We start from the raw sequence: 21143 nt of genomic DNA on the forward strand, positions 1-21143 counted from the left end.
TCTCCGTGGTGAGCGGGAAACGGACAGAGCCCGACCCGTCAGCCGATGGCGGAGCCTGAGGAGACCGTCGTCTTCGGCGGCGTGTAGACGCGGTATCCGGCGAGCGCCGGTGGCGCCGGCAGTGGGCGCCAGGGCCAGGCGGCGGCGTAGCCGGGCGGGCGGCCTGCGGGAGGGACGAGCACGGCGATGTTCTGGTGCTGTGCGGCGGCGCGGATGCCGGCGACGGAGATGTTGACGTTCGGCCCGTGGGTGGCGATGGACAGGCACTTGGCGTAGTAGGCGATCGGGACCGTCGTCGGGCCGCTCACCAGGCAGGGTGGCTTGATGCCCAGGGCGTGCAGGCCGTCCGCGATGTGCGCCCAGTCACGGTGCTGGGCGTCGGTGCGCGCGGCGAGGCGCGCGACGACGACGTACTGGACGGCCAGGTGCCCGGCCACCGCGAGGGCGACGAGTGACGCCGTGACGGGGCGCAACCGGCGGCGGGCGGCGCCGACGGCAAGCCAGGCCAGGCAGTCCGCGACCGGGATGGCGAGCAGGGCGTAGGTGGGCAGCAGGAAGCGGGGGGCCGCGTAGTCGATGAAGAACAGGTACGGAACGCCCGACGTCACGGCGCACGCCGTGAGCAGCAGGGTGTCGTGGGATCTTCGGGACCTGACGGCGAGCGCCACGCCGCCCCCGGCGAGGACCGGCAGGGCGAACCACCACACGGCCAGGGCCGGGTTCGGCCAGGGCGCGTCGCAGGGTCGGCAGATGCTGAGGCCGGCGAGGGTTCGCAGTTGGTCACCGACCGCGATGTTCCAGCCCAGGCCGCCCTGGATCTCGCTGCCCCGTTCCAACCGGGCGATCAGGCCACCGTGGCTGGTGTACGCCTCGACGACCCACTGGGCCCCACCCGCCGCCAGTCCGAGCACGACGGCCGCGAACAGTGCCGGGCGGCGCCAGCGGCGTACCAGCAGGGGGGCGGCGGCGAGCGGCACGGCGAGCCAGACCGCATCGGTGGGCCGCATCAGCGCCATGACGGCGGCGCACGCGGCCAGGCCCCACAGTGCGGCGCGGTCGGTGCGGTCGGCCGCCGCGCGCAGGAAGCAGCCGACCGCACCCAGACCGGCGAGGGCCACCCAGAGGTTGGGCATCGCCTGAGGGCCGTAGAAGACGGTGATCCACAGGCCCCAGAAGAGCAGGCCGGCAAACGCCAGGACGCCGGGCGGACGCCTTCCGCGCCACACCCGCATCACGAGGAAGAGCGCGAGCCCGGAGACGACGGCCAGGTATACCCGCAGCGCGGCGGTCGACGAGGTCCAGACGGTGACCGGCCACACCAGCACGGACACGCCCCGGGCACGAGGGGCGCTGAAGGCGGTGGCCGGTGCGTGCGAGCTGACCTGGCTGACGTAGATGACCTCGTCCCAGCCCAGGCCCATGGCCGGCGGGACGAGCAGCAGCTGGGCGAGGGTGAACGCCGCGGCGACCGCCGCCGGCCAGGGCCACCACGGCCGCGCGACCTGAGCAGGACGGGTGCGTCGGTCGTCGAACTCACGCATGTCCGCCGCAGAGGCGCTGGACACCCCGGACAGGTGCTGCCGCATCGCCGGTCCTCCTCCTGGTCGTTTCCTCCCAGCCAAGGGCCAAGGAAGGCAGTGGGCACCTTGTGGCGACCGAACGGATGAGGGCGGGGCGATGCGGGGCCGGAGACGGGACGCCGGCTCACTCCTGACGGCCTGCCGGGCCGGCTCCACCGCCGTCCCCCACCGCCGGTGGCGCACCGTCTGCGGTCAGCGGTAGTGGTCGGCGGCCGAAGACATGGCGTGCTCGCACCGGGCGGTGGTGGCTGAGGTCCGGGACCGGTCCCGCGATCAGTTGCCGCTTCCCCGGCGCCGGGTCAGTGGACGATCCGGTAGCGGTGTTCCGGGCGGCCGGTCGCTCCGTAGCGGAGTTCGAGCCGGACCAGGCCCTCCCGCACCAGGTACGAGAGGTACCGCTGGGCGGTGGCGCGGGACACGCCCGTCAGTTCGGCGGCCTCGGCTGCCGACAGGGCGCCGCGGGCTCCGCGCAGTGCCTGGTGCAGGAGAGCGAGGGTGGGCGCGGAGTGGCCCTTCGCGGGGACTCGGGGAACGGCGGGTGGGCGGGCGGCGCTGAACAGCGCGTCCACGTCGGCCTGGTCGGTCTCGGACGCCCGGCCGAGGGCGTCCACGCGGTGCTGGAGTTCCCGGTAGGCGGTGAGCCGCTCGGCGAGGTCGGCGGAGCCGAACGGCTTGACGATGTAGCCGACGGCGCCCAGTTTCATCGCGGTCCGCACGGAGGCGATGTCCCGGTCGGCGGTGATCACGAGGGCGTCGGGGCGGGCGCCGCCCTCGTCGCCGGTGAGCCGGCGCAGGACATCGAGCCCGCTGCCGTCCGGCAGGAAGATGTCGAGCAGGAGCAGGTCCGGGTGCAGGGCGCGGACGGCTTGCAGCGCCTGCTCGACGGTCGCCGCCTCGCCGACCACCTCGTAGCCCGCCACACGGCCCACGTACTCGCTGTGGATGTGGCTCACCCGGAAGTCGTCGTCCACCACCAGGGTCCGTATCGTCACCGGTCACCTCCCACCGGCAGGGCCGGCGAGAACAGTGCGTCCCGCGGCTCGGAGCCCGCGTCCGGCGGCGGCAGTACGACGGTGAAGACCGCGCCCGGGCCCTCGCTGACCGTGGTCGTGCCGCCGCACTGCTGCACCAGCCGGTGGACGAGGGCCAGGCCGAGACCGCGCCGGGCGGTGCCCCGGTCCGGCCGGGTCGACCAGCCGTCCTCGAAGACCGACTCGGCGGCGTACGGCGGGATCCCCGGGCCGGTGTCCGCCACCCGCACGGTCGTCTGCCGGGGTTCCTCCGCGAGCGTGAGCTGCACCTCGCGGCCGCCCGCCGGAGCCGGTCCGTCGACGGCCGCGTCGATCGCGTTGTCCAGCAAATTGCCGACGACGGTCAGGAGTCGTTGCAGATGCGGCGGATCCTCCCCGAGCGCCGAGTCGTCACTCAGCACGATCCGCACCCCGCGCTCGGCGGCGACCGTCGACTTCGCCACGACCAGCCCGACCATCAGCGGGCTGCCGATCCGCCGGCGTACGGACTCGGTCAGCGCCTGCCCTGCACCGGCCGACTCCACCGCGAACTCGTATGCGGAGTCGTGCTCGCCGATGTCCAGCAGCCCGGCCACGGTGTGCATCCGGTTGGTGAACTCGTGCTGCTGCGCCCGCAGCGCGTTGGTCAGCCCGCGCACGGAGTCCAGTTCCCGCATCAGCCCCACCATCTCGGTGCGGTCGCGCACGGTGACCACCGCGCCCAGCTCACGGCCGTGCAGGATCACCGGCATCCGGTTGACGACCAGGCAGTGGTCGTCCGTCAGCACCATGACGTCGGGGCCGGCGAGGGCGCCGTCCAGCGCGCGGCGCAGCCGCCCGTCGGGCAGCACCTCCTCCAGGCGGCTGCCCAGTGCCGTGCCGAGGCCGACCAGCCGGCGGGCCTCGTCGTTGACGACGGTGATCCTGCCCTCGGGGTCGAAGGCCAGGACGCCTTCGCGGATGCCGTGCAGCATCGCCTCGCGGTCCTGCAGCAGTCCGGCGATCTCCTCCAGTTCGAGTCCGAACGTCGACCGCTTCAGCCGCCGCGCCAGCAGGTAGGCGCCCACCGAGCCGATCGCGGTGGCGATACCGGCGTACAGGCCGAACGTGGGCAGCTCCCGCCACAGTTCGCCGAGCGCGTCCCGCTCCGGGAGGCCCGCCGACACCTCGCCGACCAGCGTGCCGGTGGGCCCGTACAGCGGGGCTCTGCCGTTGGCGGAGCGGCCGGTGGCGCCCTGGTCGATGCCGACCTCGGGCCGGCCGTCGAGGACGACGCGCGGTTCGTCCACCGGTTTGCCGATCAGTGACTTCATGGGGTGGGAGTGGCGGATCCCGTGCAGGTCGATGACGACCACGTAGGAGGCGCCGGACGCCTTGCGGATCCGCTCGGCGACGGTCTGCACCACGTCGCCGCCGGTGCCGTACTCCATGGCCTGCTGGATCTGCGGATCGGCGGCCGTGGTCTGGGCGATGGCCAGCGCCCGCTGCTCGTAGGCCCGGTCGAGTTCGGCCCGCTGCGCGACGGCGAACAGCACGAAGCCGATCACGCCGGTGAGCGCGAGGAGGCACAGCTGGCCGGCCAGGATCCGCGTGGAGAGTCGTCTCCTGCCGCCGCGGTGGATCTGCGGCATGCGGATGGGCATACGGATGAGCTTCACAGGTGCCTCTTCGCCCCTGGCGTACGTCGTCCGGGCCAGGCCCCTGTGCCGGTCCGTGTGGCGGTGATTGTGCACCCGGCGCAGACGTTCTGCCCAGCCCCGGCTTCCTGAGCAGAACGAGCAGAACCCGGTTCAACGGAGGAAACCCGCGCAACTTCCGGAAGTCTCGCCCCTCCCGGAGCGGAGTCCTACGTTCTCGTCACCCGCCGGAAACACCGGCGCAACGCAACCTTCCGAAGGCGGTGCGACGCAGTGAAGGAATCAGTGACGACTCCGGCGCAGAGTCCGGTCCCGGCGATCGGACTGCGGCATGCGACCAAGCGGTTCCGCACCCCCTCGGGCGGCGTGTACACCGCTCTGCGCGACCTCGGCATGACCGTGGCCCCCGGCGAGTTCTGCGCGGTGGTCGGCCCGACCGGATGCGGGAAGTCCACCACACTCTCGCTGGTCTCCGGCCTGGAGCCGGTGAGCGCGGGCCAGGCTCTGATCCACGGCGAACCGGTCACCGGGATCGACCCGCGGGTCGGGTTCATGTTCCAGACCGACGCCGTCTTCCCCTGGAAGTCGGTCCTGGACAACGTGGCCGCTGGTCCGCAGTTCCGCGGCACGCCGAAGAAGGAGGCCGTCACCAAGGCCCGCGACTGGCTGCGGCGGGTCGGCCTCGCCGGCTTCGAGGACCGGCTGCCGCACCAGCTGTCCGGCGGTATGCGCAAACGCGTGGCACTGGCCCAGACGCTGATCAACGAACCCGAGATCCTGCTGATGGACGAGCCCTTCTCCGCGCTCGACGTACAGACCCGGCAGATCGTCCAGGACGAGCTGCTGTCCCTGTGGGAGCTGACCCGCCCGGCGGTCGTCTTCGTCACCCACGATCTGGAGGAGGCCATCGCACTCGCCGACAAGGTCGTCGTCCTGACCGTCGGCCCGGGCACCGTCAAGGACACCTTCACCGTCGACCTGCCCCGCCCCCGCAGGGTCCAGGAGATCCGCTTCGACCCGCGCTTCGTCGAGATCTACGAGCAGATCTGGGCGACCCTGCGCGACGAGGTCACCCTCGCCTACGCCCGCACGGCCGGCGCCCCGGCCGATCCCGCCCGCACCCCGGTCTAGGAGACCCGTGATGACCGAACTGATCTCCGGCGCGCCGGCCACGGAGTCCGCGTCGCCCGACGCCGACGAGGCCACGCTGATCCGCCAGGCCAGGGCCCGCACGCGCCGCCGCCGGCTGATCGTCCTCCTCGCCCAGATCGCCCTGGTCGTGATCGTCCTCGGTGGCTGGCAGCTGGGCGCCTCCAGCGGCTCGCTGGACAAGTTCACGTACGGCTCGCCGGGCGGGGTGGTGAAGCAGCTGAAGACCTGGTTCACCGACGGCACCTCGCTGGGCTCCATCTGGCACAACATCGGCGTCACGATGCAGGAGACCCTCCTCGGGTTCCTCATCGGGGTCGGCGCGGGGGTCGTGCTGGGCATCGCCCTCGGCCGGATCCAGGCACTGGCGGACGTGATGGCCCCGTTCATCAAGGCGGCCAACTCCATCCCGCGCATCGTGCTCGGCTCGATGTTCATCATCTGGTTCGGCCTCGGCCCGTCCGGCAAGGTCGCGCTCGCCGTCGTGCTGGTCTTCTTCTCCGTCTTCTTCAACGCCTTCCAGGGCACCCGCGAGGTCGACCGCAACCTGATCGCCAACGCCCGCATCCTGGGCGCCTCCGAGTGGCGGGTGACCTCCCAGGTCGTGCTGCCCTCGGCGATGACCTGGATCGTGGCGTCCCTGCACTCCGCCTTCGGCTTCGCGCTCATCGGCGCCATCGTCGGCGAGATGCTCGGCGCGCAGGCCGGCCTCGGCCAGCTCATCGCCCAGGCCCAGGGCAACTTCAACGCCGACGGCGTCTACGCCGGAACGCTGATCATCGCGGTGCTCGCCCTGATCGCCGAGTACGTCGTGACCCGCTTCGAAAAGCGCGTCCTGCGCTGGCGGCCCACCCAGCTGTCCGCCTCGGACGCCGGCCTGTGAATCACCCCCCTGCCCCACCCCCGTCCCCGTCCCCGTCCCCGGCGTCATCGGACGTCGTAACCCGCGAAGGAGACCAGCGATGAAGCTGGCCAAGAAGTCACTGCTGCCCGTGGCCACCTGCGCCGCACTCGCCCTCACCCTGACCGCCTGCGGCGGCGGCAACGGCTCTGGCTCCCAGGCCGCGGCCAAGGGCTCCGGCTCGACACCCACCGTGAAGATCATGGTGGGCGGCCTGGACAAGCAGATCTACCTGCCGGTGATGCTCGCCCAGCAGCTCGGCTACTACAAGGCGCAGGGCCTCGACGTGAAGCTCTCCGACGAACCCGCCGGCGTCGAGGCCGAGACCGCCATGCTGTCCGGGCAGGTGGACGCGGTGGTCGGCTTCTACGACCACAACATCGACCTGCAGTCCAAGGGCAAGTCCACCGAGTCCGTGGTCCAGCTCCTCCAGGCGCCCGGCGAGGTCGAGATGGTCCGCTCCAGCGAGGCGGGCAGCATCAAGAGCCCGGCCGACTTCAAGGGCAAGCACCTGGGCGTGACCGGCCTCGGCTCCTCCACGAACTTCCTCACCCAGTACCTGGAGGCCAAGAACGGCGTCAAGGAGGGCCAGGCCACGTCGGTCGCCGTCGGCGCGGGCTCCACGTTCGTGGCGGCGATGCAGAACAAGCAGATCGACGCCGGCATGACCACCGAGCCCACCATCTCGATGCTGGAGCAGAAGCACCTGGGCCAACCGCTGATCGACATGCGCACCACGGCGGGCGCCAAGGCGGCGCTCGGCGGCACGTACCCGGCCTCGTCCCTCTACATGGCCACCTCCTATGTCAAGAAGAACCCGGCCACGGTGCAGAAGCTGGTCAACGCCTACGTCGAGACGCTCAAGTGGATCCAGTCCCACACCGCCGCCCAGATCACCGCCAAGATGCCGGCCGACTACTACTCGGGCGTCGGAAAGGCCGTGTACATCAAGGCGCTGCAGAACGAGAAGGGCATGTACTCGCCCACCGGCCTGATGCCGGCCGGCGGCCCCCAGACCGTCCTGAAGGTTCTCTCCGCCTTCGATCCCACGGTGAAGGGCCACACCGTCGACCTGTCCAAGACCTACACCGACTCCTTCGTGAAGAAGGCCCAGTGATGCCATGACGGCGCCGATGCCGTGCTCAGCGCCACGGCGCCGAGTGCGGCACGTCGGCGTTCACGCGTCGCGCAGCGGGTTGGGGATCGGCCGGTAGCGTGCGGCGGCGCCGTCCGCGCCCGTCCAGCGCAGCAGCAGGTTGGTCTTGCCGGGGAGGGTGGGCGCGGTGAGCAGGTCCGCGATCTCGGGGAGGTCGTGCCGGGCCAGTTCGCGGCGGGCGGCGGGCCAGGGGTCGAGGCCGGGGTGCCGTTCGGCGAGGGCGGCGGCGATCTCGGTGAGGTGGTTGACGACCAGGCAGTACACCAGCCGCTCCCAGCCCGCCGCCCGGGACACCTCGGGCAGCAGCTTGACGCCCTCGGCGTCCCGGTACAGCGCCTGCACCGGCATGCCGTCCGCGTCGACGGCGACCAGGGCGTTCTGCAGATGCGCTTCGAGGACGACGCCGTGGGCGGCGAAGGCGGCCAGCGCCGGGGGCACGACCGCGCGCAGGTACGCCGCCCACCAGGCCTCCGGCGCGCTGTGGCCGTCGAGCGGGCTGCCGTCGAAGCCCTCCGCCAGGGCCGCGGCGAGCAGCGGGGTCGCGCCGGGCAGGACGTGGGCGCGCAGCCCGTCGCGGACGAGGACGGCGAGTTCCTCGAAGGCGAAGTCGGCGGTGCGGTAGCCGCGGTCGCTCAGCCAGGCCGCCGGGCCCGTCAGCGCCGCGAAGGCGGAGCGGGCCGCCGTGTCCGTCCTGTGCAGTTTGAGCAGGTCGTGGCGCCACAGGCGGCGGATGTCGTTGGTGATGCGCACGTCCAGGCTGAACTTCAGGAACAGGTCGCGGTCGGGGGCGTACAGCGTGCGGATCGCGGCCGTCGGATAGGTGTCGAAGGCGGTCGTGCCGAGCCGCAGCAGCCTGCCGTCCGCGAAGGCCGCCGCGAGTTCCCGGCCCGCCAGGTCGAGCTGCCAGGGGTGGGCGGGCAGCAGCCGGTAGCCGGGCGGGGCCGTGCCGAGGGCGTCGAGGGGGCAGGTGTCGCCCTCCTCGACGACCGTGTCCTCGCGCACGCCGAGCAGTGTCAGCGGGAAGCGGGCGTGCGCCTCGGGCGCGTACGGCAGCCAGCCCGCGGCAGGGCCGCCGCCGCGCGCCTTGGGTGCCGGGTGGTGGCTGTGGCCGGTGAGGAGGGACTGCTCGGAGCGCAGGTAGGGGTCGCCGGGCGGGGTGGCTCGGGCGCGGGCGGCCAGCAGGGCGGCGACCGCGTCCCGGCTGTCGATCATCTCGGCGGGCAGTTCGTGGTTGGACAGGCCGGTGTGCCGGCGCAGTTCCTCGGCGACGAGTTTCACCAGGCCGGTGTGGCCGACCCGGTGCCAGGCGCCCGCGGCGTGCACCTCGGGTTCGGCGGGCCGCCGTCCCCCGCGCACCCGCAGCAGGCGGCCACCGCCGGGCAGCCGGTACACGGGGCGGTCGCCGGGCCCCGGCACCGGCTCCGCCAGCTCGCGCAGCAGGCAGTTCAGCAGCGGCGTGGCGGCGTACGCGTCGGCGCGTGCCGGGAGATCGTCGTCCGCCCCGGCGTCGCCGGCAGCGGGCGGGGGCAGGAGGTCCACGCGATCCACTCGTTCCCTACGATCCGTTCGGGCGAAGATGATCAGTATGTCGGTCGTCGTCCCCTCGCCGTGAGACGCCCTGTTCGTAGTCGTGAGACGCCCTGCTCGTAGCCGTGACGCCCTATTCGTACCCGAGGAGCCCGCCCGTGCACCGTCTCCCCGCCGCCGAGGCCGAGGTCGCCGAGGAGCTGACCGCGCTCCGCCCCGGTCTGATGCCGCGGTTCTCGGCCGCGCTGCCCGGCGCCCGGGCCGCCGTCCTGTCCCGGCTGTGGCGCGGGCTCGCCCACGACCCGCTGCCGTGGCTCGTGCGCCGCGAGGCGGACCGGGACGGGCTCACACTGCACCTGTCCGACGGGCGCCGGCTGCACGGCCCGGCCGCGGACCCCTACCGCACCGCCGCGTACGTCACGGTCGTACGACTCGACGACGTGCCGTACGACGATCCGGCGCGGCTGATGACGGATCTCGCCGTACCGCACGCCACCGGGTTCGCCGCCGAGCTCGGGCACAGCGCGGCGTCCCTGGCGCTCTCCCGGGCCGGGCAGCAGGACCGTCCGCAGGAGTGGCCCGGCAGCGACTGGGAGTGGGAGCAGCGGGTGGTCGACGGGCACCCGTTCCATCCGACCTGCCGTTCCCGGCCGGGTTTCTCGGTGGCCGAGCAGCTCGCCTACGGGCCCGAGCACCGGCCGCTGGTGGGGCTGGGCCTCGCGCCGGTGCGGACGGCGGAGTGCCTGGTGACGGGTGCGTGGCCGGCGGAGCTGCGGGACGGGGAACGGCTGCTGATCCCGGTGCATCCCTGGCAGGCGGCGCATGTGCTGAAGCGGCCGTGCGAGGCGCGGCTCACCGCGCACCCGCTGATGTCCCTGCGCACGCTCGCCCTGCCGGACGGGCCGCATGTGAAGACCGCGCTCAGCGCCCGGCTGACCTCCTCGGTGCGGGTCATCTCCGTCGCCTCGGTCGGCGCGTCCGCCGTGCTGTCCGACTTCGCCGAGGCCCTGACCGCGCGCACCGACGGCCTGCTGCACATCACCCGCACCCTGGGCGCGGCCACCGCCCACTCCCCCGACCTGGCGGCGGTGCTGCGTCAGTCGCCGCGGACGTACGCGGCGCCGGGCGAGCACGTCGTACCGGTGGCGGCCCTGCCGACGACCCGCCTGCCCGGATCCCCCGGCTGGTTGGCGGGCCTCGCGCGGCTAGCGCTCACCGTCGGCCTGCGGCTGCTGGAGCTGGGCGTGGCCCTGGAGGCGCACGGCCAGAACCTCCTTGCGGTGCTGTCGCCGACGGGCACGCCGCTGCGGCTGGTCTACCGCGACCTGGCCGACCTCCGCGTCAGCCCGGCTCGTCTGGCCCGGCACGGCATCGCGGCCCCCGACCTGCCCGCCCGGATGGTCACCGACGACGAACGCGCGCTGCGGCGCAAGCTGTTCGGCTCCCTGGTGGCGGGCGCGCTGGCCGGGACGGCTGGCTCGGGTGCGGCGCTGCGGGAGGCGCTGGAGGCGGCCGTACGGGATCTGCCTCGTACCCCGGACCTCGCGGCATTGCGCGAGGAGCCGCTGCCCGCGAAGGCGCTGACGCTGATGCGGCTGTCGCCGGGAGCGGGCGGGGATCTGTGGGCGGAACTGGCCAACCCGCTGCGACAGTAGGTCATTTGATGCCCCGCCGCCTCGTCGGGCGGCCGTTTTGGAGCACGGCGCCTTTGCTCCATAAGATCCGGCGATGATCATAAGAAGACGGCTGGCGGCCGGGGTCTGCGCCCTGCTCGCCGCACTGACGGCCGGGCTCGCCCTCCCGGCCGGGGCGGCCGCCGGCGAACCCACCGGCGAGGACGCGCCCAAGGTCGACCTCGTCCTCGACGTGAGCGGCTCGATGCGGGCCCGGGACATCGACGGCCAGTCGCGGATGGCCGCGGCGAAGCAGGCGTTCAACGAGGTGCTCGACGCCACGCCCGAGGAGGTCCGGCTCGGCATCCGCACCCTCGGCGCGGACTACGCCGGGGACGACCGCAAGGAGGGCTGCAAGGACACCGCGCAGCTCTACCCGGTCGGCCCGCTGGACCGCACCGAGGCGAAGACCGCGGTGGCCACGCTCACCCCGACCGGCTGGACGCCGATCGGCCCCGCCCTGCTCAAGGCGGCCGACGACCTGGACGGCGGCACCGGCTCCAAGCGCATCGTGCTGATCAGCGACGGCGAGGACACCTGCGCCCCGCTCGACCCGTGCGAGGTGGCCCGCGAGATCGCTGCCAAGGGCATCGGCCTGACCATCGACACGCTCGGCCTGGTCCCGAACACCAAGATGCGGCGGCAGCTCAGCTGCATCGCCGAGGCCACCGGCGGCACCTACACCTCCGTCGAGCACCGGGACGAACTCACCGACCGGGTCAACCAGTTGGTGGACCGCGCGGCCGATCCGGTGGTGACGCCGGTCGCCGTCGAGGGCGCGGGTACGTGCGCGAAGGCACCGACGCTGAAGTCCGGGCTGTACACCGACCGGGAGGAGTTCGGGCAGCAGCGCTGGTACCGAGTCGACGTCCTGCCCGGCCAGGAGCTGCGCGCCTCGGTGAGCGTGGCGGCCGACCGGGCCGTGAACCCGCAGTACGGGGTGCTGCTGCGGGCCGTCACCGTGCACGGACGGGAAATCGTGCGCGGCGAGGCGGCGGGTGACGGTCGTACGGATGTCATCTCGACGGGGCTGAGGTATCCCGAGCCCGAGCGCGACTACGTGAACGGCTCCGACGGCTCGGACAGCTCCGACGGCTCCGACGGCGACAAGCCGGCGGCCGAGACCGTGTGTCTGACGGTCACCCACTCCTTCTCGGCCGCCTCCGGGGTGAAGACCACACCTGGTCTGCCGCTGGAGCTGACCGTCGACGTCGTGGACGGTCCGAGCCCGGCGGCCGACGTGGCCTTCTTCGGCCTCGGACGCGGCTGGTGGCTGCTCGGCGCGCTGGTGCTCACCGGCTTCGTCGCCGGCCTGGTGTGGGGCTGGGTGTCACGCTGGCGGGTCGCGGTCTGGAGGACCAACTGATGTGGATCGTAAGCACGTTGAGCGCGGCTGCGCTGCTGGCGCTCGGACTGGCATCCTCTCCGGCCGCGGCCGACTCCTCGCCGAGTCCGTCGCCGGCCGCCTCGGCTCCCACCCGGGCGGGCACGTCGTTCCGTACGGCGACCGAGATCGAGCAGGGACAGACGGCGACGGCAAGCGGATCGGCGGGCGACTACCTGTACTGGTCGTTCCCCGCGGACGCCGGGCAGCGCCCCACCGTCGAAGCGACGGTGAAGCTGCCGGACACGCACGCCGCCCAGACCTGGCAGGTCGACGTGTACGACGGGCTGCGCCGCCGCCAGGCCTGCCAGTATGGGGCGCAGAACCGCACCGCCGCGGCGGACGCGGCTGACGTGAGGCTGACCTGCGTGCTGCGCACGGTCCGCGCCTGGTCGGAGCCGTGGGCGGGTGACCCGCTCCCGGGGACGTACTACATCCGGCTGACCGTGGTCGGTCTCCCCACCTCCGACCTCGGCCTGCCGGTCGGGGCCGAGGTTCGGGTCGGCTCCAAGGACGCCGGCGGTGCGGCGGCGGTGGACGGTTCGCTGGCGCAGCCGCTGGTGCCGGGCGTGGCGGTGAAGTCCGGGGAGCAACAGAAGGATTCGGCCGTGCTGGCCGGGCTGGAGCCCGAGGACGGCTGGGCGTCCGGCTGGTGGTCGGACCGCTGGGTGTGGACGGCACTCGGCGGGGCGCTGGCCGCGCTGGCGGGGGTCGCCGGGTACGGGCTGACGCGCGGGCCGGGACGGCCGTCGCGGGTGCCGCCTGGCTGACGCATCCTGACGCCACATCAGAAGGCCCGCCACAAGCGGGCCTTCACCTTTTTGTGTTCACCATTCGTGCGGGCTTCCCGCTTGTCCCTCACACTTCCCTGAGCGCCTTGGCCAGGGTGCCGTCGCCCGTCACCTCGATCCGTCCGGCGCGCACCGCGTCCGGCATGCTCAACTCCCCCCGGGCGACGGCCGCACTGGTCTCGACGTCCAGGACGAGCCGGGCGTCGGGCTCGACGATGGCGGGCCCCTCGCGGTACACGGGGTCCTCCTCGGCGCCGGCGTACAGGTGGAACACCCCTTCCTCCAGGTGGACCTCCACCAGCCCTTCCCCCTCCAGCGCCCGAAGCAGCGGCAGAGCGAACCAGTGGGCCCGCACCGCGTCCGTCGGCCGCCGCTCCCCCAGTTCGGCCTGCCCCCACCTGCCGAGCGCCTGCAGTACCGGCAGCAACTCCCGGCCGCGCTCGGTGAGTTCGTACACGTACGCGGCCCTCGGCGGCGGCAGCCGGTGCCGGCTCGCCAGCCCGTCCCGCTCCATGTCCTTCAGCCGTGAGGCGAGTACGTCCGTACTGACGCCGGGCAGGTCCGCGTGCAGTTCCGTGTAGCGGCGGGCGCCGGCGAGGAGCTCGCGGACGATCAGCAGGGTCCAGCGGTCGCCGACGAGATCGAGCGCGCGGGCGGCGGAACAGTACTGGTCGTAGCTTCGGCGAGGTGACATGCGACGCAGTCTAGACATGTTGTTGGACTTTCCAAGCTCGAACTTGGTAAAACCAAGCAACACACGAAACCGGAGGGGCGAGCGCGCATGGAGTTCCGGCAGTCGAACAAGCTCAGCGAGGTCTGTTACGAGATCCGCGGCCCGGTGATCGAGCAGGCCAACGCTTTGGAGGAGGCGGGCCACAGCGTGCTGCGCCTGAACACCGGCAATCCCGCACTGTTCGGCTTCGAGGCGCCGGAGGAGATCCTCCAGGACATGATCCGGATGCTGCCGCAGGCGCACGGCTACACGGACTCGCGCGGCATCCTCTCCGCGCGCAGGGCCGTCGCCCAGCGCTACCAGACGCTGGGTCTGGAGGTCGGCGTCGACGACGTGTTCCTCGGCAACGGCGTCTCCGAGCTGGTCTCGATGGCCGTACAGGCGCTGATCGAGGACGGCGACGAAATCCTCATCCCCGCCCCGGACTTCCCGCTCTGGACGGCGGTCACGACCCTCGCGGGCGGCAAGGCGGTCCACTACCTGTGCGACGAACAGGCCGACTGGTACCCCGACCTGGACGACATGGCGTCGAAGATCACCGACCGCACCAAGGCCGTCGTCATCATCAACCCGAACAACCCCACCGGCGCGGTCTACCCGAAGGAGATCGTCGAGGGCATCCTCGACCTCGCCCGCCGGCACGGCCTGATGGTCTTCGCCGACGAGATCTACGACCAGATCCTGTACGACGACGCCGTGCACCACTCGGCCGCCGCGCTCGCCCCCGACCTGGTCGTCCTGACCTTCTGCGGCCTGTCGAAGACGTACCGGGTGGCGGGCTTCCGCTCCGGCTGGCTGGTGATCACCGGCCCCAGGCAGCATGCGAAGGACTACCTGGAGGGCCTGACGATGCTGGCCTCCATGCGGCTGTGCGCCAACGCGCCCGCCCAGTACGCCATCCAGGCCGCGCTCGGCGGCCGCCAGTCGATCCGGGAGCTGACGGTACCGGGCGGGCGGCTGCGGGAACAGCGGGACGTGGCCTGGGAGAAGCTCAACGAGATCCCGGGTGTGTCGTGCGTGAAGCCGAGGGGCGCGCTGTACGCGTTCGCGCGCATCGACCCCAAGGTGCACAGGATCCACGACGACGAGAAGTTCGTCCTCGACCTCCTGCTGCGGGAGAAGATCCAGGTGGTGCAGGGCACGGGCTTCAACTGGCCGACGCCCGACCACTTCCGCATCCTGACGCTGCCCTACGCCGACGACCTGGAGGCGGCGATCGGGCGGATCGGGCGGTTCCTGAGCGGGTACCGGCAGTAGGCGACGCGAGGCGGGCGGCACCTGTGCCGTGCGGGTGCTCGGCCCCACCTCCTCGGGCGGGGTCGGCAACGCGCGCGGGGTGGCCGGCATCGCCGCGATCAGCACCCCGGACGGCAGGCCGACGCTCCTCTCGCCGGCGACCGTCGCGCAGTTCCGCTCGGACTGTCAGAGTCGGGTCGTAGTCTTCGAACGGGTCGTCGGAGGGCGTTTCGGGCGCGTCCCGACGGCTGAGCGGGCCGAGGAGAAGCCGAGGAGAGGAGGGCACGCCGTGACGCGACCGCCGACCGCCGCGCAGCGGCGTGTCATCGAGGCCGCCGATCCCGTCACCGGGCGCCTGAAGGGTACGGAGGCGCAGCTCGCGGCGCTGGTGAAGCGGGGTCTCGCCTTCCGGCACCCGCGGCCGCCGCACGATCACTTTCTGACGCCGGCCGGGCATCGGATACGGGAGGGACGCGAGGCCACCGAGGCCCCGGCCCCGGCACCCCGGCCGGAGGCCTCCGCATCCGGCGTGTTCGCGGCGCGCGTGGGCGGCGAGGATGAGGTGCCGGATGCGGGCCCGGTCCGGGTCCGTGAGGTGCACAGCGCCTGGCAGGGCCTGCTGGAGCTGCGCCGGATGACGAACCCCGACGGGGCCACGGACCGGCCCTGCGCCTGGGAGCGCACGCATCTGGTGCAGGCCGCCGCGCTCGCCCTGGAGGCGGCCGGGCACCGCCCGGCCGGTCCGGATGGCGGTGGTTACCGGGTGCGCGGCACGCCGCAACCGGACGCCGTCGCCGTGTACGAACCGGACGGCGCGGCACTGCGGGCCTGCGCGGCGACGCTGGAGGGGGCGGGCTGGCAGGCCGGCGAACACACGGAACCGCGCACACGGGCTCGTTATCTGCTGGCATCCCCGCGACGGATGTAGGGACCACGTGTCAGGATCAGTGCGTCATCACCGTGGCACGAGGAAGAGGAACCCGTGAGCGAACCGTTTTCCGTTCCGGTCACCGTCCGTGGGTACGAGACGGACGTGCTGGGGCACCTCAACCAGAGCGTGTATCTCAGCTACGCGGAACACGCCCGCTGGTCGATGTTGCAGGCCGCGGGGGTCAGCCAGGCCACCCTCGTGAGCAAGGGTGTGGGCCCGATCGTCATGGAGACCACCATCCGCTACCTGCGGGAGCTGCTGGCCGGCGACGAGGTCGAGGTGACGTGCGCGTTCGAGTGGGGCGAGGGCAAGACGTTCCGCGTGCGGCAGGCGATACGCAAGGCCGACGGCACGGTGGCCGCCGAGATCACGGCGGTCGGCGGCCTGCTGGACCTCAAGGCCCGCAAGCTGGTCGCGGATCCGCGGGAGTACTTCCGGGCGCTGGCCGCGGATCCGGAGCTGTTCGGGCTGTAGGGCCCGGCCGGGGACACGGGTGCGGCCGTGGGCGTACCGCCCCGTTCGTACTTCACGGGCCGCCTCCCGGGCGCCCGGCCGTGCGAGCCCGTCGCCCGGCACTGAATCCGGAGAGCGTTCAGCGTGCGGCGGCGATCTCCTGCCCCGCCTCCATGGAAGGTGGCCAGGCCTCAGGTGACCGTTCCGGGGCGCGCGCGTCCACGCACGCCCCGGCGACGGCCGCCATGGCCCCCGCTCGGGTCCACGGCTGCCGGCCGGGAGCCGTCCCTCCCGGCCGGGGATCGAGTGCCGTACAGCAGTCGTACGGCGATCAAACCCGTACGGCGGTCAGCCCTGCGCCGTGATCTGCGCCAGGCGCTGCGCCTGCGCCCGCGTGGAGCGGGCGATCGCGTCCTCGTCGGCGGTGACGAGCCGTCCGTCCTCGACGATCTGACGACCGTTCACGAACGACACCGTGACGGGGGCGGCCGCGCCGAAGACCAGCGCCGTCACCGGGTCGGCGATCGACGCGTGGGCGAGTGTGTCCAGCTTCCACAGCACCAGGTCGGCCAGCTTGCCCGGCTCCAGGGAGCCGATCTCGGCGGCCCGGCCCAGGACTTGGGCGCCGCCGTAGGTGCCGAGGCGCAGTGCCTGCCGGGCGTTCAGCGCGGCCTCGCGGTGGGCGCCGAGCCGGTTGATGAGGAGGGCGTTGCGCAGTTCGGTGTGCAGCTCGCCCGACTCGTTCGACGCGGTGCCGTCGACACCGAGGCCGACCGGGACGCCGGCCGCCAGCATGTCGGGCACGCGGGCGATTCCGGCCGCGAGGCGGGCGTTGGAGGACGGGCAGTGGGCGACGCCGGTCCTGGTGCGGGCGAACGCGGCGATGTCGGAGTCGTTCATGTGGACGCAGTGCGCCATCCACACGTCCTCGCCGAGCCAGCCGGTCGACTCGAAGTAGTCGGTCGGGCCCATGCCGAACAGTTCGTGGCAGAACTTCTCCTCCTCCACGGTCTCCGAGCCGTGGGTGTGGAGCCGTACACCGAGGCGGCGGGCCAACTCGGCGCCCTCGCACATGAGTTCCGTGGATACGGAGAAGGGGGAGCAGGGAGCGACGGCCACCTGTGTCATCGCGTCGAAGGAGGCGTCGTGGTGCTGCTGGACGGTGGCCTCCGTCGCGGCAAGGGCGCCCTCCAGGGTTTCCACGGCGAAGTCCGGAGGCAGGCCGCCGTCCTTCTCGCTGCGGTCCATGGAGCCGCGGGCGAGGGTGAACCGGACGCCCATCTCGCGGGCGGCGCGGACGATCGCGCCGGACAGGTCGCCGGAGCCCTCCGGGTACACGTAGTGGTGGTCCATGGCGGTGGTGACACCGCCGCGGGCCATCATCGCCAGCGAGCCCTGCGCCGCCGCGTACACCATGGGCTCGTCGATCCGCGCCCACGTCGGGTACAGCGCGACCAGCCAGTTGAAGAGGTTGTGGTCGGTGGCCAGGCCCCGGGTGATCCACTGGTAGAAGTGGTGGTGCGTGTTGATCAGGCCGGGGGTCACGAGGTGCCCGGTGGCGTCGATGCGGCGTACGACGTTCTCCAGGCCCTCGGGGGCCTTGCCCGCGCCGAGCGACTCGATGCGGTTGTCTGCGAGGACGATGTGCCCGGAGGCGTACTCGGTGTCGTCGGCATCGACCGTCGCGATCGAACAGTTCTCGATGACGATGCGCTGAGCTGCTGCCATGGTTCGTCCTTCAGAGGTTGGTGAGGTCCGCCGGGATCTTCGCCTCGCAGCCGTCCCGCAGGACGGTGGCCTCGATCAGGCCGTAGGGGCGGTCGGCCGCGAAATAGACGGCTCCGTCGGCGGTGTCGTTCTTCAGCCCGAACGGCTCCAGATCCACCAGGAAGTGGTGCTTGTTCGGGAGGGAGAAGCGGACCTCGTCTATCTCGCCGCGGTGGTCGATGATCCGCGCGGCCATGGCGTACAGGGTCTGCTGGAGCGAGAGGGAGTACGTCTCCGCGAAGGCTCGGAGAAAGTGCCCCTTGACCTGCGCGTACGACTCGTCCCAGTCCGGCGTCTCCTGCTCGTCGTCGGTCCAGTTGAAGCGCCAGCGGCCGGAGACCTCGGTGGCCAGGATGCGGTCGTAGGCCTCGGGGAGCGTCGTGTACTTGTCCCTGGCGTAGCCCCAGAACTCGGAATCGGTCGAGTTCATGACGGTCAGGTCCTTGAGACCGGAGACGACCTCCCAGGATGAGCCGTCGTACGTGATCTGGGCGAGGCGGGTCTCCTGGCCCTTGCGGACGAACGAGTGCGCGCCCTTGCCGGTGTGCTCGATCCGCTCCCAGGCGTACTCCTCGATGCGGATGCGGGCGCGGTGGATCGGCTCCTGGCTGGTGACGAAGTGGCGGGCGAGGTGGATGCCGAACTGCTCGGCCGACTCGATGCCGTACTCCTTGGCGAACGCGTACACCGTGTTCTTGGTGGTGTCGGTCGGCAGGACGTGGGCGTTCGAGCCGGAGTAGTGGACCTCGTCCATGTCGCCGCTCAGCGACACCGACACGTTGAGGTCCTTGATGTGGTGGGTGGCGCCGTCCCGCGTGATCTTGACGACTCGGTTCTCGGCCTTGCCGTACTGGTTCTGTCCCAGAATCACCGGGCGGGCAGGGCGGGAAAGATCTGACATCTCTAGCTAGCTCCCTCGGTAAACGGAGTAGCCGAACGGGTTGAGCAGCAGCGGTACGTGGTAGTGCTCACCGGCCTTCACGGCGAAGGTGATGACCACCTCCGGAAAGAACACGGCACCGCTGTCCCGGTTCGCGGGGGCGTCCTGCTGCGCATCGGCTTGCTTCTTGACGAAGTACGGCTCCACCGCGAAGTCGAGCCGTACGTGTGTGGCCCCCTCCGGCAGCGCCGGGAGGTCCTTGCACCGCCCGTCCGCGTCGGTCGCGGAGCCACCGAGCGCCTGCCAGTCCGCATCACTGCCCGCGCGGGCGCAGAGGTGGACGGCAACGCCCTCGGCGGGGCGGCCGATGCTGGTGTCCAGGATGTGCGTGGACACGGATGCGGTGGTGCTGGTGCTCATGATCAGGCGTCCTCTTCGACGAGTGGGGCCAGGCGGATGCGGTTGATCTTGCCCAGCTCGGTGCGGACGATCTCCCGCTCCTGCTCCGCCGAGTTCCCGATCCGCTCCTTGATCGCATCGCGCATCTGCTCGCCGGTGCGACCGGTGGCGCAGATCAGGAAGACGTGGCCGAACCTCTCCTGGTAGGCGAGGTTCAGCTCCAGCATCTCGGCCCTGAGTGCACCGGAGGCGCCGGCCATGCCGCGCTGTTCGCGGGCCGAGGCCGGATCGCCGGGCTCGGGACGGCCGATCGGCGGGTGCCCGGCCATCGCCTCCGCCAGGTCCGCGGGCGTCAGCTCGGCCATCGCGGCGTCGCTGGCGGCGTAGAGGTCCTCGGCGGTGGCGTACGGGCGGGCGGCGAGCAGCCGCTTCGCCCACGCCGTGGCGGCGCACGCCTCGTGGAGCGCGGCGAAGGCGGCGTGCTCCGCCAGGGCGTTGAACCGGGTCAGGCCGGGGGGCGTGGGTGTCGACGTCACGGGAGCCTCCGTGGCCGTAGGCGGCTGTCGTACTGAACGGGCGTGCCGATAGCTAACGCCCCCGCACGACGCCACGTCAACAGTTTGTTGAAAAAATTGGGTGCGGCGCGGGCGCCGCTCAGGTGCCTTTCTCGCGGTTCAGGTAGTTGTAGACGGTGAACCGGCTCACCCCGAGGGCGCTCGCCACGGTCTCCACGCCGTGCCGCACCGAGAACGCGCCGCGCGCCTCCAGGGTCCGTACGACCTCCTGCTTGGCCTTGCGGTCCAGGTCGGCGAGCGGCATGCCCTTCCTGCGCTCCATGGCGGCCAGGATGTGGTCGAGGGAGTCGGCGAGCTGCGGCAGCCGTACGGCGACGACGTCGGCGCCCTCCCAGGACAGCACGATGTCCTCGGGGCCGGCCTCGTCCGGCGGGAGCATCTCGCCGCCCATGGCGTCGACCAGGGGCTTGACGGCCGCGATGAACGGCTCGTCCGTGCCGCTCATCCCTCGTCCTCTCCGACCACGTTCACCTGCAGCGAGACACGGGTGGCGCCCGCTTCCAGGGTCTTGCGCAGCAGGGCGTCCACGGCGGTGAGCACGGCGTCGGCGCGGCCCTCCGCGGTGTTGCCGAACGGGCCGACGTCCACGGCGTCCAGTTCGCCCGCCTCGATCACCTCCCGGGCAACCAGGGCGTGCGCGGGCGCCTCGTCGAGGTCGAAGGGCTCGGTCGTGAACTCCACTCTCAGTCGCACTGTGCCCCCAGAACATGCCTGTGACCTGCATTTTTACCCAGATCGCCCACCGCGGGGGCATATCAGGGCACAACGAGGATGCGTCAGTCGACCGCTTCGCAGCCGCGACGCACCCCAGGCCGATCAATCTCACCGGGACGGAGCCGCTCCGTCCGCCACAAGGTGACCCTAACCGACCATGGCCTCCCTCCGCCCTGCACGCGGCCAAGCCGCCCGCGCAGTCCCATGGCCCAAAGGGCGCCCACCCGACACCGGCGCACCCGACGCGGAGATCGCGGCCCTCCGCGGTTTCGGTGTCCCCGTCGAAGCAGTCGACCTCGGAGAGCACGCCCCGTGATACACGCCCTGTTCGAAACCCCCAGCGCCTACCGTCTCACCGCCGCGGAGATGGCCGCTCCCGTACCGCCGTCGAGGCCGTGCTGTTCGACTTCAGCAACACGATCTTCCAGATGATCGACCTGAAGACATGGCTGGGCCGGGTCGCCGCCGCCGGCGGCCGTGCCACCGTCCCGGCCGAACGACGCACCGGCGACCGGGGCCGAAGTCCTCCGGTTCGTGGCCTGACCCACCGCCCAGCGGCGGGGGGGTGCCCCTATCTGTTTCGTCAACCCCGGTGGGGTCGGCTTGTAGGGGTTGATCCTGGTTTTCGGGAACGTCCCGCGAAGCGG

General features: G+C 72.0%; 20 protein-coding genes and 1 pseudogene. 10 read left to right on the plus strand and 11 right to left on the minus strand.

Annotated features, from left to right (window positions below):
* Nucleotides 1–38: 38 nt before the first annotated feature.
* The 3 genes from H8R17_RS33485 to H8R17_RS33495 all read right to left on the minus strand — a co-directional run bounded on the left by H8R17_RS33485 (nt 39) and on the right by H8R17_RS33495 (nt 4233).
* Nucleotides 39–1586 (minus strand): hypothetical protein, encoded by a 1548-nt coding sequence (locus tag H8R17_RS33485; RefSeq protein WP_187826975.1) that lies wholly within the window; start codon nt 1584–1586, stop codon nt 39–41.
* A gap of 293 nt (nt 1587–1879) precedes the next feature.
* Complete coding sequence (locus H8R17_RS33490) at nt 1880–2572, minus strand: response regulator (RefSeq protein WP_187826976.1); 693 nt, start codon at nt 2570–2572, stop codon at nt 1880–1882.
* Nucleotides 2569–4233 (minus strand): sensor histidine kinase, encoded by a 1665-nt coding sequence (locus tag H8R17_RS33495; protein ID WP_187826977.1) that lies wholly within the window; start codon nt 4231–4233, stop codon nt 2569–2571. The genes H8R17_RS33490 and H8R17_RS33495 overlap by 4 nt, the downstream gene beginning before the upstream one ends.
* Nucleotides 4234–4512: 279 nt before the next feature.
* Here H8R17_RS33495 and H8R17_RS33500 point away from each other — a divergent pair, with 279 nt between their 5' ends.
* From H8R17_RS33500 to H8R17_RS33510, 3 genes are all read left to right on the plus strand, one after another.
* Complete coding sequence (locus H8R17_RS33500; protein WP_187826978.1) at nt 4513–5358, plus strand: ABC transporter ATP-binding protein; 846 nt, start codon at nt 4513–4515, stop codon at nt 5356–5358.
* Nucleotides 5359–5368: 10 nt separating this feature from the next.
* Entirely contained in the window at nt 5369–6259 is an 891-nt protein-coding gene (locus H8R17_RS33505; RefSeq protein WP_187826979.1) for an ABC transporter permease, read from the plus strand.
* Nucleotides 6260–6338: 79 nt separating this feature from the next.
* A complete protein-coding gene (locus tag H8R17_RS33510; RefSeq protein ID WP_187826980.1) occupies nt 6339–7394 on the plus strand; it encodes an ABC transporter substrate-binding protein in 1056 nt (351 codons plus the stop codon).
* Between the two features lie 60 nt (nt 7395–7454).
* On the opposite strand, the gene H8R17_RS33515 is transcribed toward H8R17_RS33510, so the two are convergent.
* Nucleotides 7455–8981, minus strand: a complete 1527-nt coding sequence (locus tag H8R17_RS33515) for an IucA/IucC family protein (protein ID WP_187826981.1) — start codon at nt 8979–8981, stop codon at nt 7455–7457.
* Nucleotides 8982–9118: 137 nt separating this feature from the next.
* On the opposite strand from H8R17_RS33515, the gene H8R17_RS33520 reads away from it, so the two are divergent.
* From H8R17_RS33520 to H8R17_RS33530, 3 genes are all read left to right on the plus strand, one after another.
* Nucleotides 9119–10615, plus strand: coding sequence for an IucA/IucC family protein (locus H8R17_RS33520; RefSeq protein WP_187826982.1), 1497 nt, complete (start codon nt 9119–9121; stop codon nt 10613–10615).
* Nucleotides 10616–10688: 73 nt separating this feature from the next.
* A complete protein-coding gene (locus tag H8R17_RS33525; RefSeq protein WP_187826983.1) occupies nt 10689–11999 on the plus strand; it encodes a VWA domain-containing protein in 1311 nt (436 codons plus the stop codon).
* Nucleotides 11999–12787 carry a hypothetical protein gene (locus tag H8R17_RS33530; protein ID WP_187826984.1) on the plus strand — a complete coding sequence of 263 codons (789 nt, stop codon included), beginning with the start codon at nt 11999–12001 and terminating at the stop codon, nt 12785–12787. Before H8R17_RS33525 ends, H8R17_RS33530 begins: the two co-directional genes overlap by 1 nt.
* 88 nt (nt 12788–12875) lie before the next feature.
* On the opposite strand, the gene H8R17_RS33535 is transcribed toward H8R17_RS33530, so the two are convergent.
* Entirely contained in the window at nt 12876–13502 is a 627-nt protein-coding gene (locus H8R17_RS33535) for a winged helix-turn-helix transcriptional regulator (protein ID WP_187826985.1), read from the minus strand.
* 87 nt (nt 13503–13589) lie between these two features.
* Between H8R17_RS33535 and H8R17_RS33540 the strand changes: the two genes are divergently transcribed.
* From H8R17_RS33540 to H8R17_RS33550, 3 genes are all read left to right on the plus strand, one after another.
* Complete coding sequence (locus H8R17_RS33540; protein ID WP_187826986.1) at nt 13590–14798, plus strand: pyridoxal phosphate-dependent aminotransferase; 1209 nt, start codon at nt 13590–13592, stop codon at nt 14796–14798.
* A gap of 268 nt (nt 14799–15066) precedes the next feature.
* Complete coding sequence (locus H8R17_RS33545) at nt 15067–15705, plus strand: hypothetical protein (protein ID WP_187826987.1); 639 nt, start codon at nt 15067–15069, stop codon at nt 15703–15705.
* A 54-nt stretch (nt 15706–15759) separates the two neighbouring features.
* Nucleotides 15760–16182, plus strand: coding sequence for a thioesterase family protein (locus H8R17_RS33550; protein ID WP_187826988.1), 423 nt, complete (start codon nt 15760–15762; stop codon nt 16180–16182).
* A gap of 327 nt (nt 16183–16509) precedes the next feature.
* On the opposite strand, the gene H8R17_RS33555 is transcribed toward H8R17_RS33550, so the two are convergent.
* From H8R17_RS33555 to H8R17_RS33580, 6 genes are all read right to left on the minus strand, one after another.
* The gene (locus H8R17_RS33555) at nt 16510–17889 is read right to left on the minus strand and encodes an 8-oxoguanine deaminase (protein ID WP_187826989.1); all 1380 of its coding nucleotides are present in this window, start codon (nt 17887–17889) and stop codon (nt 16510–16512) included.
* A gap of 10 nt (nt 17890–17899) precedes the next feature.
* Nucleotides 17900–18829, minus strand: a complete 930-nt coding sequence (gene pucL / locus H8R17_RS33560) for a factor-independent urate hydroxylase (protein WP_187826990.1) — start codon at nt 18827–18829, stop codon at nt 17900–17902.
* Nucleotides 18830–18835: 6 nt separating this feature from the next.
* On the minus strand, nt 18836–19228 hold the full coding sequence (gene uraH / locus H8R17_RS33565; protein WP_187826991.1) for a hydroxyisourate hydrolase: 393 nt from the start codon (nt 19226–19228) through the stop codon (nt 18836–18838).
* Nucleotides 19229–19230: 2 nt separating this feature from the next.
* Nucleotides 19231–19743, minus strand: coding sequence for a 2-oxo-4-hydroxy-4-carboxy-5-ureidoimidazoline decarboxylase (uraD, locus tag H8R17_RS33570; RefSeq protein WP_187826992.1), 513 nt, complete (start codon nt 19741–19743; stop codon nt 19231–19233).
* Nucleotides 19744–19861: 118 nt separating this feature from the next.
* Complete coding sequence (locus H8R17_RS33575) at nt 19862–20227, minus strand: helix-turn-helix domain-containing protein (RefSeq protein WP_187826993.1); 366 nt, start codon at nt 20225–20227, stop codon at nt 19862–19864.
* Entirely contained in the window at nt 20224–20475 is a 252-nt protein-coding gene (locus H8R17_RS33580) for a hypothetical protein (RefSeq protein ID WP_187826994.1), read from the minus strand. Before H8R17_RS33580 ends, H8R17_RS33575 begins: the two co-directional genes overlap by 4 nt.
* 416 nt (nt 20476–20891) lie before the next feature.
* Here H8R17_RS33580 and H8R17_RS45925 point away from each other — a divergent pair.
* A pseudogene (locus H8R17_RS45925) lies at nt 20892–21143 on the plus strand (hypothetical protein); the annotation flags it as partial.

The organism is Streptomyces sp. TRM68367 (assembly GCF_014495685.1).
Lineage (GTDB): Bacteria > Actinomycetota > Actinomycetes > Streptomycetales > Streptomycetaceae > Streptomyces.